Source organism: Enterococcus sp. 3G6_DIV0642 (assembly GCF_002140635.1).
Taxonomy (GTDB): domain Bacteria; phylum Bacillota; class Bacilli; order Lactobacillales; family Enterococcaceae; genus Enterococcus_D; species Enterococcus_D casseliflavus.
Genome location: NZ_NGLH01000001.1, coordinates 1833867 through 1848847 on the forward strand (window position 1 = coordinate 1833867; position 14981 = coordinate 1848847).

At 42.6% G+C, this 14981-nt stretch carries 14 protein-coding genes; 1 reads left to right on the forward strand and 13 read right to left on the reverse strand.

Translation table 11 applies throughout. The annotated features are described in order from the left end of the window. Positions 1-94: 94 nt before the first annotated feature. From A5878_RS08770 to A5878_RS08830, 13 genes are all read right to left on the reverse strand, one after another. Positions 95-3148, reverse strand: coding sequence for a WxL domain-containing protein (locus tag A5878_RS08770; RefSeq protein ID WP_086295427.1), 3054 nt, complete (start codon positions 3146-3148; stop codon positions 95-97). A 1-nt stretch (position 3149) separates the two neighbouring features. Continuing rightward, positions 3150-4277 (reverse strand): DUF916 and DUF3324 domain-containing protein, encoded by a 1128-nt coding sequence (locus A5878_RS08775; RefSeq protein ID WP_086295429.1) that lies wholly within the window; start codon positions 4275-4277, stop codon positions 3150-3152. A gap of 13 nt (positions 4278-4290) precedes the next feature. After that, positions 4291-5103, reverse strand: a complete 813-nt coding sequence (locus A5878_RS08780) for a WxL domain-containing protein (protein WP_074535768.1) — start codon at positions 5101-5103, stop codon at positions 4291-4293. Between the two features lie 41 nt (positions 5104-5144). Further along, entirely contained in the window at positions 5145-5948 is an 804-nt protein-coding gene (locus A5878_RS08785) for a WxL domain-containing protein (protein ID WP_008379814.1), read from the reverse strand. Between the two features lie 14 nt (positions 5949-5962). After that, entirely contained in the window at positions 5963-6337 is a 375-nt protein-coding gene (locus A5878_RS08790; protein WP_074535766.1) for an LPXTG cell wall anchor domain-containing protein, read from the reverse strand. Positions 6338-6930: 593 nt separating this feature from the next. Continuing rightward, a complete protein-coding gene (gene nth / locus A5878_RS08795) occupies positions 6931-7587 on the reverse strand; it encodes an endonuclease III (protein ID WP_074535765.1) in 657 nt (218 codons plus the stop codon). 24 nt (positions 7588-7611) lie between these two features. Continuing rightward, positions 7612-8313 (reverse strand): DnaD domain protein, encoded by a 702-nt coding sequence (locus A5878_RS08800; RefSeq protein WP_074535763.1) that lies wholly within the window; start codon positions 8311-8313, stop codon positions 7612-7614. Positions 8314-8424: 111 nt separating this feature from the next. Next, positions 8425-8811: a RidA family protein gene (locus A5878_RS08805; RefSeq protein ID WP_015509753.1), complete on the reverse strand. Its 387-nt coding sequence runs from the start codon at positions 8809-8811 to the stop codon at positions 8425-8427. Continuing rightward, a complete protein-coding gene (locus A5878_RS08810) occupies positions 8808-9248 on the reverse strand; it encodes a Fur family transcriptional regulator (protein ID WP_005226158.1) in 441 nt (146 codons plus the stop codon). Before A5878_RS08810 ends, A5878_RS08805 begins: the two co-directional genes overlap by 4 nt. A gap of 168 nt (positions 9249-9416) precedes the next feature. After that, entirely contained in the window at positions 9417-10346 is a 930-nt protein-coding gene (gene cysK / locus A5878_RS08815) for a cysteine synthase A (RefSeq protein ID WP_005226159.1), read from the reverse strand. Positions 10347-10544: 198 nt separating this feature from the next. Then, positions 10545-11423: a glucosaminidase domain-containing protein gene (locus A5878_RS08820; protein ID WP_074535762.1), complete on the reverse strand. Its 879-nt coding sequence runs from the start codon at positions 11421-11423 to the stop codon at positions 10545-10547. A gap of 375 nt (positions 11424-11798) precedes the next feature. Continuing rightward, positions 11799-13796, reverse strand: coding sequence for a transketolase (tkt, locus tag A5878_RS08825; protein ID WP_086295431.1), 1998 nt, complete (start codon positions 13794-13796; stop codon positions 11799-11801). 100 nt (positions 13797-13896) lie between these two features. Further along, positions 13897-14136 (reverse strand): DUF896 family protein, encoded by a 240-nt coding sequence (locus A5878_RS08830; RefSeq protein ID WP_005226164.1) that lies wholly within the window; start codon positions 14134-14136, stop codon positions 13897-13899. A gap of 136 nt (positions 14137-14272) precedes the next feature. Between A5878_RS08830 and lexA the strand changes: the two genes are divergently transcribed. Continuing rightward, on the forward strand, positions 14273-14893 hold the full coding sequence (gene lexA, locus A5878_RS08835; protein WP_005226165.1) for a transcriptional repressor LexA: 621 nt from the start codon (positions 14273-14275) through the stop codon (positions 14891-14893). Positions 14894-14981: the final 88 nt, after the last annotated feature.

Here is a 14981-nt window from a genome sequence, read left to right on the forward strand (position 1 = left end):
ACTGCTTTTCAAGCGATTTACTCACTATCTTCCTATCAAGAATGGAAGCTGTCATAGGTGTCAACAGCTTCCATTTGATAAGATTGAGCATTGATCATTCGGTAGATGGGACAAAACTTAACTCCCATTCAATCGTTGCTTGGTAGGTCATGTTACGCGGATTTGATCCAATGGGAACTTCAAGTTTGACACTATCCCCCATCGTCCCCATATCCCCGTAGCGCTGAATCCAGGTACCGCTTCCTTCATTTGCATCTGCTTCAGCGATCAAAGCGGGTACCCCAGGATCAAGGATCATTGATTCACTATAAGTGGGAGGAATTGCTGAATTGGCAGCATTCGTCAGCATAACTGCATTTTCTAAAATAATTCGTGCACCCCGAAGTTCTTCTCCTCGATCATTACGAAATCCTGCAGCGGATAATGTCGCGTTAAGTTCCCAACCGGTAAATTGAGCGCGCCGGTCAGAAATCTGCACGTAATTTGGCCGTTCCTCAGTTACTGAGCCATCTGCACTGCTAAGACGTTGCGGCAATGCCTTGTACTGTTTGGTATCTGCACTTATTGATACATCTCCAAAGCTATACTGGGAGATGAAATCGACACTGATAAACCCTAAATGGTCTGGTATATCCGGTTTATTTTCTGGGTTCACTTCAATATCTGGCGCGATCGGATCTCGTGGATTCATTGTGGCAATCTCTTGAACAACTGTTTCATCTGTATCGAATTTTCCATTTAAGAAAGCGTAAGCCGTCACCGTATTATGTTTTGTAAACCGATCCCCCTCGGCTAAGGTCAAGCTGAAATCACCATTGGCATCTGCTTGAAGATGAAACAAGCTGTTATCATCAAAAGAAGGTGATTGCAGTTGCGGTGCGGGAATAACTGGATCTCCGTCAAAACGAATCACACTATAAGGTGTGGCTTTTCCTCTAATGATTCTTGATCCATCTAGTGCCGGGTCTTCCGTTAATGGTTCTAAATGAACTTCGACATCTGGAATATATTCAAATAGGATACGTTGTGCTCTTGTGGTAAAATTCGCGCGAAAATGATCAACGATCTCTTGTGAGATGGAAGAAACATTCGAAATCGATGACAAGGTAGAGGAAAAATTCACTTTTAAATTGAAGATTGGACTCCAACTGAAGTCTGGTTCCTCCGTCAAGTTTCCATGCCGCCATTGCTTCGCTGCTTGAATATCCACATCTAATAGCCCGCCGCTGCCGGAAATCGAAATAAGGCTACTATTTGCTGCATTTCCGGTAACCGCCCTTGTTTTCTCTAAATTGATGCGTTGTGCATCCGCAAAAGTGAAGGTTGAGGCCGAGCTCAAAAATGTCATCAAGGAATGAGAGGGATTGGTTCCGTCTGACTTAATATCCAAGATTCCTTCTTTAGCAACAATAAATGTGGCGGCACCGGCTACATGGATCACTCCGGATGTGGTGGTCCCTTGATTCACTGCATCAATTTCGACACTGCTTTTATTTCCAATAAGCATCGTGCTTCCAGCACCCATGTAGATAATGTTATAGGACCATCCATTGAGGCTTGTGGTACGTCCGTCAGCTTTGATTACCACTTTGCTATCCTCAGACATTTCAAAGTGGGCGCCGCTTGCATACATACTGATTGCGGGGGAGTTGGCTCGGGCATTCAAATGCAGCTCTGATCGATTACCGATATTGATCCGTCCATTCGCAATATAAATATTTGCTCCAAAAGCCTCACCGGCTGTTCCAGCTGCACGCAGGGACATCTTTGCATCATTGCCAATAGTCATACGCCCCGTTGCATAATATAAATAGATATTGCCGGAATTTATTGTCGACATGTCAACTGTTGCGTTATCAAGAATTTCCAATTGTGTTACTTCCATATTCGCTTGGTTGGTTGCATTGATCGTTTGCACACGTCCAGATCTGGAAGTATATGTCGGAGTTTGATGCGATATTACTTCGCCAGACATAATAACAGGTGTCGCTAACGAGTGGATCAACTGATTGCCCGCGTTGGTTAAATTGTGGTAACGCATTCTGGATAGATTTTGCTGAGGAATACTCATATTCGTAAAGTTCATAAACCCATACCAGTTGCCATGAACGACATCGATATTTTGATACGTAATGTCCCACGGCGTTGCACTATTGACGGTACTATCATAAAATCCGACAGCAACAGCTCTAAAGTCGATTTGATACCCATTGCCTTCGATCACAAGCGTTCTTGAAATTCCAGAAGCATTGGTCCAAATATAGGCTAATCCATTTGTTGGGTTGGAAGTTGCACTTCCCACAGCCACTCCAGAAACTCCTTGAGTAGGATTATCCGAAGATTCAAAGTCGTTTACGATATTGATATAATTTACATCTTTGTTCACGATTGCCGCCATAAATTCTTGCCAATTGGAAACATCTCGGTGACTGATTTCGTTTAACGGTGTGACCGGTTCTGTCAATTGGGCAATCGCTTCTGCTTGATCAGCTTCTGTGTCTTGCTGATTCTCGTTTAGGTTCGCGTCATTGGAAGGTTGCGTGGTTCGTTCCCCTTCCTGCGGCGTCTCTGATGGTGAGACTTCTGTCTCGATCGTTTCATTATCTGCATCATCATCCGAGTCCTCTTCCCCGTCATCTTCTGCCTGTACTTCGATCGTTAGTTCCGCTTCACCTATAATCAGTTGATAATCGCCTATTTTATTAAAGACGATAGGAATCTCGAACTCCATTAGCTCTTCATCAAAGGTAAGCTTCCATTCCTGTTCTTCTTCAGACAGCTTTTTACTCTTCACTTCTGCAGCAAATTCTTCTTCCACGATCAATGCTTCTTTCGCTACAACTAGCGTAATCTCATCTAACGGTTGGCTTGATACGACGAAAACATCGATCGGTTGATCCACGATACCTTCAATCACACTAACTGGAAACTGAAAAAAAGGATTATGGATGTCAAATTCTTTTGTTTGGATCGGTTGTGTTGCTTTATCAAGCAAGGACATGTTCTGCGTTTCGTCCAATGGTTCAATCGTGTGATCGATGGCGTGGATTTCTGGCAATAGTAAACTACTCAGACTTGGAAAAAAAGTTTGCACACTTAGTAATCCAATAATGATCGCAATTATTACCTTGTGTGGGGTATTCTTCATTTCAACTATTCCCACCTTCCTTTGCCTTTTTTTTCTTATGAACAATTAGGATGATCACAAGCAATAAAAACAAGCTGATTAGACCAGCCGTGGCGATCATCCACCAATTGAGCGACGTATCTACATTGACATCGAGTTCATTTAAGCGGCGAGCATCTTCTGCCTCCACGCTAAATGTCTGTTCCCAAGACCACTCTTCCTCTCCTGACCGTGCAGTAAGATTTAATACATACTCCCCATTACGAAAACGACCGCCATTCAAGGGAATTGGGAAATGCATATGTGAATTAGGAGCCATTTGCATCGCTGCTTGACTTGCTTCATATAAGATCGTCTCACTGCCAACAGATCGAATTTCAGCTGTTACTTCCAATTGATTGACAAATGTCGATGTATAATTTTGGATAACAGCACTAAATACGTTTCGGTAATTTACTTGATCGGCAAAAACATCAAGCAGTTCCAATCCCGGATCCATTGCGGACCGATTGTTGCTTACTACCACACCAATGACATAGGAAAATGCATTCCGTATGCCTAATCCTTCTTCAGCAGATTGTGTTTGCTCCTCTTTAGAAATAACTTCATTGATTCGAATGCCACCTGCCAAAACCCCTTTGAATTCCTCTTCTGGCATCGCAATCGGTAAAGAAATGATTCGTTTTTCTAATGGATCTAACGATATGGTTTCCGGCACCTCTACCAGTTCATCAATTGATGCAGGTAAAGTCGGATCAGGGGATTCTGCATCCCGGCCATATTCCACAACACCATTCACATTCGTAAATGCCGTATGGGCAGAAATTTCTATTTCGATCGCTTGATCAGAACCATTTTCGATCTCTAAAGCCAATTCATCACGTTCTCCTGCCCCAAGATTTAAATCGAAATACCCCAACGCCCCTCCTTCCAGCTGACTTTCTGGTAAGATAGGCGTCACATAGAAGTTTAATTCTGATTCTGTCTGAGCATAGCTCAATCTTGGCGAAAAAAAGAATGATAGCAGGATGACCGCACAGGTAACCGTTTTTATCCATTTCATTCTTATACGTTGTTCAGTCAAAAGTGGTTCTCCTTCCAAAAAAGGCAGGAATAATTTACTATTCCTGCCAGTTGTTTCTTGTTGCAAGCTATGATCCTTCTTACGGATTTACTGTTTCGCCGCCACTATCAACAGAAGCAGTTAGCGTCCATGTCATTTCCGCAGTATAGTTGGTTGCTAGCTGCGTGGTAGAGCCTGGTACAAATAGTTGAATATCATCATTTCTGATAATTTCGTCTTCTTGTTTATTAAGATTTTGTTCCGTCAATTTTTCTTGATCTCCCCAGTAAATCGATGAAGCGCCCGCGCCTTGACCGACCGAAGCACGCATGACAGGAATGTCTTGATCGTTGACATCTAGGATCAACGCATTTTGTTCTTCACTATTGATAACGGCACTTGGCTGTAAGTCTCGATCACCTTCGCCTTTGTTGAACACGATCTCAGGGTTTGCCAACTTGATTTTTGCCCCAGTCAAAACATCCCCTGATTCAGAAGTAAAATCAGTTAGACTAACATTTAATGTCCAACCAGCATGCGTTCCTCGGGTATCTTGCACTTGGGCAAATGATACATACGGTGTCGTACCTGATTGATCAGCCAAATTACGCTCATCTGCAACCATTGAATACCAACGATCACTGGTAGAGATAGCATTCTGACCAAAATCAAAAGTTTTTGGTGCATAAGCAATGGTAAACGGACCCGTTTGCCCTGGCGGTGTTGGTTCGATTGTTTCTACTTCTGGGTTTACGACTGGAGGCTGTACCTCTGTTAGATCGCTTCCGTCTGAGGTAAATCCTATAACGTTATCGGTAGTCGTTTCTAATGAAGATTGGGCAAAGGCTTGAACGCCTCCGGCTAGTAAAGTGGTGGATAATACAGCGACCGTAGCTAAACGAATCTTTTGCATTTCTAGTTCCTTCTTTCTTTTTTATTCAGTACAAAACCAAGTTATTGAACCGTTTCTCCGTCCGGTCCGGCTGTTGCAGCCAATGTCCAAGTAAGGGTTGCTTCATAAAGAGCAGCGTCTTTTGCTGTTGATCCAGGAACAAGTAATTCGATTCCGGCATTTTCAACAACCTCTGCGCCTGCTTCCACTTGTCGATTGATTTCTTCCTGATCGCCCCAAACGACTGACGAAACGCCGGCACCTTTTGTTTGAGCGGCGGTCAGAACCGAACGCTCACTATTTGTAGCATCTAAAATCAATCCATCCGCATGAATTTGTGGTTCATTTTCTTGGTTGCTTCCGTTATATTCCAATTTCGGCGAATTAAAACGAATTCTTGCTCCAGTCAGTTCATTATTTTGTGTTCCTGATTCAAAAGCACTTAATGAAACTTTTAAATCCCAACCAGCATTTGTCCCGCGCGTATCTTGGACTTGGGCAAATGAAACATACGGAACTCTTTCTTCACTATCTTCCGCGTCTTTTAGCTTGTGTAATTCAGCCACTAGCTTATATTCTTGATCGGTATTAGAAATCACTTGCTCACCGAAATTAAGCGTAGGTGCGTAAGCAATCGTCAATGGTCCTGTTTGTCCTTCAGGGCCGACTGGATTGATCTCTACATCTGGACCATTAGGACCAGGATTTGGTGGTTGAACCACTGTCGCTTCGCTATCGTTTGGTACAAAGAGAACTTTCCCTTCTGTATCATGGTTTGTTACACTTTCAGTAGCGAAGGCTTCCGCGCTAATAGTAAATAAAGTTGCAGCTAAAACAGCTGCCGATGCAAATCGTACGAATTTCAAATTCATCCCTGCTTTCAAATTATTTGTCTTTTCTTTTTAACCATCATAAATTTTGATCGATGTTTGGTATATTGCGCATACAATGCAACCAGTACGAGCAGTAATCCAAGCAAGATTACGCCGTAAGTTTTTGTCTCGTTGGTCTTTGGTAAAATGCCACCTGGTTTTGCTACCTCTTTTGGTGGCGAGATATTCTCTGTAGGGCCTGCTGGCGGTGCTGGTTTGGGTTGGCCAATAGGCTCATAAACACCGGTAAAAAGCACAGAGCTTTCTGTTTCAACCGACTGCACTTCCTGAGCATTCACCGCTGCCGTAGAAATAGTTATCCCATAAAAAAGAGTGCAAAACAGAACCATACGAACTAATTTCCATACATTTTCTCCTTTCATTCTCCCTCCTCCTCTATACTTGCCACATCTTATAAGTGATCTTTTCAAAACTGCGTTTGTCTAGTATCCGTAACAAAAATGATTATGAGATTGTTAAAGAATCATTTCGAAATTTGCAACGCTTTTTCTGTCATTAGCAAAATAGCAGAGAAAGACTTATAACCTTTGACAAAGTTCACTATACTGATGATTTCCACAGATTTGAAATACTATTTTTCACCAATAGGTGAATTTTCTTATTAACGTTACTTATTATTGACCAAAAATAGGATTTTATAAAAAAGAGAAGTTAAAATTTTTGCGAAAGAATCCCATCATATTAAGCCTACAAACACTTTCATAAAAAGGCGTATTGGAAGGTTTAATCTCGTATCGAGCAACAATCGTCACACGCGCTCTTTGTGAAAAACCACCTGTTTTTGAGTGGTGTAATCAAAAAAGTTCAGTAAGCTTATGTTTTTCCAGTTACTTGAAACGGCTTTATCAAAGGTTGTTACGTTAATCACCTGTTCTTTTATCAACTTATGCAAAAAAAACGCTAAGCGATTTCGCTTAGCGTCTTGATCCTAGTTACTTTTGGTTTATGTTCACCATTAAATGGTTTTCTTCCCCTTCATCCGAAGTTTTCCTTCTTGGCACATTGTCAACAATGGACAAACCTCACACTTAGGTGCCCGTGCTGTGCAATGATAACGACCAAAGAAAATTAACGTGTGATGCGTTTTGACCCACAACGTATCTGGAATCTTTTTCATCAATGTTTGTTCGACTTCTAATACGTTGGCGTCTAGTTTACAGATGCGCAGCCTTTTTGATACCCGCTCGACATGCGTATCGACAGCGATTGCTGGAATGCCAAATGCATCGCCAAGAACGACGTTCGCTGTTTTTCTGCCGACACCTGGCAAAGAAATTAAGTCTTCTCTGGTTTGAGGCACTTCGCCTCCAAAACGCAGCAACAATTCAGAGGCACAAGCTTTGATATTTTTCGCTTTGTTTCGATAGAGGCCAATCGATTTGATTTTTTCAATAATGTCTTCTAACGGCGCCTCGCTGAGAGCCTGCGGCGTTGGATATGCTTCAAAAAGTGCCGGTGTCACTTTATTGACTGACACATCCGTTGCCTGTGCGCTTAGGATGACAGCAATCAGCAATTCAAAGGCATTTTTTGACACTAGTTCTCCATGTGCATCAGGAAACATCTCATACATTATTTCTATCGCAGTCATTGTTTTTTCTTTACTGATCATTGGACGAATTAAACTCCTTGTATCTTACTCTCCTTCTAACCAATTATGCATAGGGATTTTGGGCATTGGGCCATCTTCTTGTGGCGTAGTTTCATTTTGAAGAAACTGTTTTTTTCTTCTTTTTTGCTCTTCTTCTACTTGCGCTTTTGAGGTAATATTCTTGCGTTCCCACGAAAGCAAAATACGATCGATATAGTTTAAACTATACGCTTGATTCAAGACCGCTTCTCGCAAAGCAAACTGGACCAGCTCGGGATCATAGTGGTCCTCATCCAACCACTGCCCGATCCGTTGGTATTCGATCGCCGATAAGGGGCGACCAAATTCTCCTTCAAATAAGCGATACAACTCGCGTATCTTCTCTTCATTTGTTTCAGCGGATTCCTTTTTAGATTGCTGCTTCAAAAGAAACTCGAGCCGTTCATAAATGCCAGTGAAATCATAATAATCCACCATTTTTCCTGCGTCGTCTTTTTTTGAACCCATTCGCAGCACATCTTTTTTCAGCAATTGATTCAACCAATGATAGATCTCTTTTTGGTCGCTGCCCATCACCGAGGCGATCTCACGTAAATCTGGAAAATCATTGCCTTGCTCATGGCTGCGATACAGTTGCAGCCATAACAAAAATTCATCATTCGTCAAACCAAGATGATGGTAATTCTCTAAAAGCAAATTTGAAATCGTCGTTTGCCCTTTTGCCAAATATTCCTTTAATGAAACCATACTACATCCTCTTCTCCTTGGCTCATCTGAAACATAAAGATTCATCCTATCAGGATCGAATCAATAAAAAGGGGACGACGCAAATGCGGACGTCCCACGATTCTTTGTTGGTTACGCTTTTTCTTTGACTGCTGCGATGATCTCAACTTCAACCAAAACATCTTTTGGTAAGCGAGCAACTTCGACAGCAGAACGTGCAGGTAACGCTTCATTGAACAATGTGCTATACGTATTATTGAAAGGAACGAAATCATTCATATTTTTTAAAAAACATGTCGTCTTAACGATGTCATCTGGCGTAAGTTCCGCCGCTTCAAGAATCGCGTTGATATTTTTCAATACTTGCTGAGTCTGTACTTCAATCGTCGTACCGACAACTTCCCCCGAAACAGGATCTAATGGCACTTGACCAGAAGCAAACAAAAAGCCGTTTGCGATTTTTGCTTGAACATAAGGACCGATTGCTTGTGGTGCTTGATCTGTAGAAATTATCTTCATTTTGTTTCCTCCTCTTTCACTTGGCATTCGGGACATAGGCCATAAACTTCTAGTCGATGGTTATTTATTTGATACCCAGTTAATTTCGAAGCCGCCATTTCGACATCTTCCAATCCTGGATAGTAAAAATCAGCGATCTTTCCACACTTTTGACAGATAGCATGATAATGAGGCTCCGTTGTAAAATCAAAACGACTGGAGGCATCTCCATAATTCATTTCTTTTACAAAGCCAATTTCTGTGAACAAACGTAAGTTATTGTATACCGTTGCGACACTTATACCAGGAAAATGAACTTCGATCGCCCGATAAATCTCTTCAGCGGTCGGATGGGCATCGTGACTGGCTAAAAATTCTAATATCGCTACTCGCTGCGGTGTAATACGAATATTTTCATGTTTTAATCGTTTGATCGCTTCATCGTAGATCGTACTCACAGGAGTTCCTCCATTTCTCTTATCTTACCTATCATACTATGTAAAACCTAAAAATTCAAACAGCTTTCCTTGTTTTTTTAAAGGAATAACGCATTTGCCCAGCCCGTCTTCCCTCAGTTTTTCGAGAAAGAAAAGCAGACAAACGAATGCCTGCTTTCCCCCTCTTTGTTAGTCTTCAAACTGATACAGTGCCGTAGACAAATAGCGTTCACCATTATCTGGTACGATCGCTAAGACTTTTTTGCCTTTTCCTAAGTCCTTAGCAACCTCTAATGCCGCTTTGATCGCTGCACCAGAAGAAATTCCTACTAAGATTCCTTCTTTCATCCCAACTTGACGCGCAGTTTCCATGGCATCCTCACTAGCGATGGCAATGACCTGATCATAAATCTCAGTGTCTAGTACTTTAGGAACAAATCCCGTGCCGATCCCTTGGATCTTATGGGGACCAGGTTTGCCACCTCCTAAAATAGCTGATTCTGCAGGCTCAACGCCCACGATCTTCAAATTAGGATAGACGCGCTTCAATTCCTTCCCCGCACCAGTGATCGTGCCACCTGTGCCGATCCCAGCAACAAAAGCGTCTAACCCTTTAGATTCAAACGCATCCTCAATTTCTTTCCCTGTCGTTTTTTCATGGACTTCTGGATTGGCTGGGTTTTCAAATTGTAATGGCATATAATAGCCGTCTTGTTCTGCTAATTCTTTTGCTTTATTGATAGAACCAGTGATTCCTTCAGACCCAGGGGTCAAAATCAACTCTGCGCCATAAGCTTGAACAATTTTACGTCTTTCAATACTCATGGTTTCTGGCATAACCAGCACGACACGATAGCCTTTTGCCGTACCGATCATGGCTAAGCCGATCCCAGTATTCCCAGATGTTGGTTCGATGATGGTATCACCAGCTTTTAACAAGCCATTTTTTTCTGCTTTTTCAATCATGGCTAAAGCAATTCTGTCCTTGACACTTCCCCCAGGATTGAAGAACTCTAATTTCAGATACACATCCGCAGAACCTTCTTCTACGATGTGATTTAATTTGACGATTGGCGTATGCCCAACTAACTCATTGACCGATTGATAGATTTTTGTCATTGAAAATCCCTCCCGTTCTTATTCTTCCATTCTACCTAAAATAACCCCGAGTTGCGAATAAAAAGTAAGCAATTTCAAGTTTTTTCTTATTTTTTTATATTTGTTTGTATTCACTTTCTTGATTTTGTTTTTCCATTACAAAAAAACCTTAAGAATGATGCCATTTAGAGCAATCATTCTTAAGGCGGTATCAGATAATTAAACGATTAATTCTTGGCCAACAACAATGACCTCACTAGATAACCCATTTGTTGCCATTAGAGCGTCGACCGTTGTGCCAAATTTATTGGCGATATCCCAAAGTGTATCGCCTGAAGCAACGTGATAGCTCTGCGCTGTAGATCCGCTGTTTACCTGAGTCGTCGTTGTAGTTTGCGTAGTACTCGTGCTAGTCGTGCTCGTTGTACTTGTCCATGCGGTACTTTGCGTTGTCCCAGTATCAAAGCGTGTGAGCTGATACGTTTCAATTAACCAGTTCAGTTTTTGTGCATACCCTGGATCGGTAGCATAGCGCCCCGTCAAGTAATTCGTTGCATCATAAAATGAGGTTGTTTGGCTTTTCCAAACACCACTGTAATGAGCAGTTCCTGTCGCGAAACTCGTGCTGAGCAAGACATTCGCATGATCCTGAAACGATTCCCAGTAAGAGTTATATTGACGAAACGGTTCATTCATCTCTACCCACTGACCATTCAAATACTCTTGTGTAGGCATATAGACACTTTGTCCGTTGTAACTGCCTTTGACCCCAAACAAATTGTAATAGGGTGCATTGGATAACGCGGAAGAACCATAGCCGCTTTCCAAAATCGCTTGAGCAATCATCACAGAAGCATAGAGATCATTGTTGGCAGCAACATCTTGTGCTGACCAGCCAATTTGCTCAATAAAACCTGAGATGTCCTGCGTCGCGTATTGATTCTCAGCAGCTTGTACCTGTTGAGGAACGAAAGTGACCGTCATTGGCGCTAACATCATTCCTGCCCCCATCAAAGAGACCACCGCCTTTTTAGTAGGTCTTTTTATCGTCTTCTTTGGTTGATGATGTCTTTCACTTCTTGTTTGATAACTTCCCATTTTTTTCCTCCAGTAACTGTACGTTTTTTCAAATAAATCAATACAGCTATTATACGGAAAAACATCTAACAGTGCAAACAATGATCACTTTGCAAACAACAAAAGACTTTTAAAAAACTGTATGGGTATCCCGCTTGGATTGCTAACTACTGATAAGTTTTTTTAAAAACTGTTAGATTGCTATTTTATCGATTCCCTCTTACTATTCACAAGTGCTTGTGCCTTGCGGTACAACCATTTTTTGGAAATCTTAGCCACTATTACTTTAAATAAGTCACTCTAACACGTTTAAAGTGGCAAGAATCCAGACAAAAAAACACGCTCGAAAATCGAAAAGATTCTCGAACGTGCTATTTTTGATTGATTGTCGATCAATTAATCGATTGATTTGAAAGTATTCACGACATTCTCAACACTGAAGCCGAATTCCGCTAAGACTTTGTCACCAGGTGCCGATGCCCCGAAATGATCGATCGCGATCACTTTTCCATGGCAACCGGTGTAACGTTCCCAACCAAATGGGGAAGCTGCTTCGATCGCTACCCGTTTCTTCACTGCTTTTGGCAAGACGCTTTCTTTGTATTCTGAGCTTTGTGCTTCAAACAGATCAAAGCTTGGTAAGGAAACCACCGATACATCGATGCCTTCTTCTGCCAATTTAGCTTGTGCTTGGACCGCAAGATTCACTTCAGAACCTGTGGCGATCAAAATCCCCGCTGGTGTTTCACCAGCTTGTTTTGAAATCACGTAGCCACCTTTTGCGACATTTTCATCCGCACCGGTTTGCGTGCCTTCGATCACTGGTAGATTTTGTCGGCTTAAGACTAAGACCGTAGGTTTATCCGTTGTTGTCATGGCCAATTTCCAGGCAGCACGGGTTTCATTGCCGTCTGCTGGACGAATCACTTGGACATTTGGCATGCAACGGACGCTGGCTAATTGCTCGATTGGCTCATGCGTCGGTCCATCTTCTCCCACCGCCACGGAGTCATGCGTCAAGACATAGATCACAGGTGCATGCTGGATCGCAGACAAGCGCACCGCTGGACGTAAGTAATCAACGAAGACGAAGAAGGTTCCGCCATAGATTCGCGTACCGCCATGCAATTGGATTCCGTTCATCGCTGCCGCCATCGCAAATTCTCGGACGCCAAACCAAATGTTGCGGCCTTCGTATTGGCCAGGTTCAAAGTCTTTTTCTGCTGCCACCATCGTGTTGTTGGATCCAGAAAGGTCAGCCGATCCACCCCAGAGACTAGGGACGGCTTTGGATAAGGCTTGGATCATCTCTTTGCTAGATACTCGACTAGCTTGTGAGCTGCCAACTTCGTAGCTTGGTAATGCTGCATCCCAATCTGCTGGCAATTCACCCGCAAAGGCTTGTTTGAATTGCGCAGCAAGTTCTGGGTAGGCTGCTTCATAGGCAAGGAAGGTTTCGTTCCAAGCTGCTTCAGCTTTTTGCCCTTCATCGATCATGGTTTCTTTGAAGCGCGCGGCAACTTCTTCAGGTACGGTAAATTCTGGGTATTCCCAACCATAAATCGCTTTGGCTGCAGAAATGCCTTCGGCACCGATCGGCGCACCATGAACGGCAGAGGTGCCTTGATTTGGCGCACCGTATCCGATCACAGTCTTGATTTCGATCAAGGTTGGTTTGTCGCTTTCAGCTTTTGCTTCGTCGATCGCTTTCGAGATCGCTTCTAAATCATTGCCGTCTTCAACGAGAATGTGTTGCCAGCCATACGCTTCAAAACGCGCACCGACATTTTCTGTAAAGGCTTTTGAAGTTGGGCCATCTAGGGAGATGTCATTTGAATCGTACAAGACGATCAGTTTGTCTAATTTCATGTGACCAGCCATGGATGCAGCTTCTTGCGAAACACCTTCCATCAAGTCGCCATCGCCACATAAAGCGTAGGTATAGTGATCAATGACTTGATACTTGTCGCGATTGTAGGTTGCAGCCAAGTGGGCTTCGGCCATTGCCATACCGACTGCCATGGCGATCCCTTGTCCTAAAGGTCCAGTGGTTGCTTCCACGCCGTCTGTGTGATCGACTTCTGGATGTCCTGGCGTGCGGCTATCCCATTGACGGAAGTTTTTTAGATCCTCAATGGTCACATCGTAGCCAGACACGTGCAACAAGCTGTACAATAACGCCGAACCGTGTCCAGCAGACAAAACAAAGCGGTCACGATCCACCCAGTTGCGAGAAGTCGTTGGATTGACTTTCAAGTGTTTCGTCCACAAGGCATAGGCCATGGGTGCTGCCCCCATCGGTAATCCTGGATGTCCTGAATTGGCTTTTTGTACGGCTTCGATACTTAATGTACGAAGGGTGTTCACTCCTAATTGATCGATTTTATCAAACAATGGTAGTTCCTCCTAATTTAGGTTTTTTTTACCTTTATTACATCTTTCATTATACGTGATTCAGAAGCTTATTTCAATAGCAATGAAAAGGAATTCACAATTATCTGCCGTGGAGACCTTTTTTCTTTTGAATCTCTTTTAACTTCTCTGGTGTTACATCAGCACCTTCAGGGTCAACGATTTTCATTCCTTCGATATGGTGTCGCATCCCTCCACGAAAGGCGGTTAAATACTCTTCACGCAGAACTTTTTGTTCGTGGGTCTCAGCCTCAGTCAAGCCTTCTGTTTTTTTCTTGTTGGCAAGTTCATTGATTCGAGCTAATTTTTCTTGAGATAGCATAGTTGTTCCTCCTTTTCCCTCTTGATTTTACTACAAACTAGCGAGCAAAAACAATAGCACAAAAAGCGAACATTTGTTTGAATAATCGATATAGCTATGGTACACTAAGGTTATCAAATGAAAGAAGGTGTCAGTTTTGGCAAAACGAACAGAAAATCGACAAATCGAAATTCTTAAGTTCATTCATACACGTGTCACTGAAAAAGGCTATCCGCCGACTGTTCGCGAAATTGGCGAAGCCGTTCAGTTATCTTCTACCTCAACTGTTCATGGCCATTTGTCCCGACTTGAAAAAAAAGGGCTGATCTTACGAGATCCTACAAAACCCAGAGCCATTGAATTAACTGCTTCCGGTCTTGAAAAAATCGATGTTCAACCAGCATCCATTCCGATGCTTGGTGTCGTAACTGCTGGAGAACCGATTTTAGCCGTGGAAGATGCATCCGATTTCTTTCCGATTCCGCCAGATTTAGCGAATAGCACAGGAAGTTTATTCATGTTGACGATCCGAGGAGAAAGTATGATCAATGCTGGCATTCTCGACGGTGATCAAGTAATCGTTCGTAAACAACAAAGTGCTCAAAATGGCGATATCGTGATTGCTATGACAGATGAAGACGAAGCTACGTGCAAACGATTCTATAAAGAAAAGAATTACATTCGTTTACAACCAGAAAATGATTATTTAGAACCAATCATTTTGCCTGACGTAACGATTTTAGGATTGGTTGTTGGATTGTATCGCCATCTGCTTTGATGCTCAACGAGCTGACTAGGAAATCTTCGTTTTTACGAAGATTTTTTTTCTTTCCTCTTTACAAAGCGAACAAACATTCGTATAATAA

Excerpts from the sequence above, each read along its gene's own strand:
- cysK (WP_005226159.1), bottom strand. The coding sequence starts at position 10,346 with ATGACAAAAATCTATCAATCGGTCAATGAGTTAGTTGGGCATACGCCA.
- A5878_RS08805 (WP_015509753.1), bottom strand. The coding sequence starts at position 8,811 with ATGAAGATAATTTCTACAGATCAAGCACCACAAGCAATCGGTCCTTAT.
- A5878_RS08770 (WP_086295427.1), bottom strand. The coding sequence starts at position 3,148 with ATGAAGAATACCCCACACAAGGTAATAATTGCGATCATTATTGGATTA.
- A5878_RS08830 (WP_005226164.1), bottom strand. The coding sequence starts at position 14,136 with ATGCTATCTCAAGAAAAATTAGCTCGAATCAATGAACTTGCCAACAAG.
- A5878_RS08790 (WP_074535766.1), bottom strand. The coding sequence starts at position 6,337 with ATGAAAGGAGAAAATGTATGGAAATTAGTTCGTATGGTTCTGTTTTGC.
- A5878_RS08800 (WP_074535763.1), bottom strand. The coding sequence starts at position 8,313 with ATGGTTTCATTAAAGGAATATTTGGCAAAAGGGCAAACGACGATTTCA.
- A5878_RS08780 (WP_074535768.1), bottom strand. The coding sequence starts at position 5,103 with ATGCAAAAGATTCGTTTAGCTACGGTCGCTGTATTATCCACCACTTTA.
- A5878_RS08820 (WP_074535762.1), bottom strand. The coding sequence starts at position 11,423 with ATGGGAAGTTATCAAACAAGAAGTGAAAGACATCATCAACCAAAGAAG.
- nth (WP_074535765.1), bottom strand. The coding sequence starts at position 7,587 with ATGATCAGTAAAGAAAAAACAATGACTGCGATAGAAATAATGTATGAG.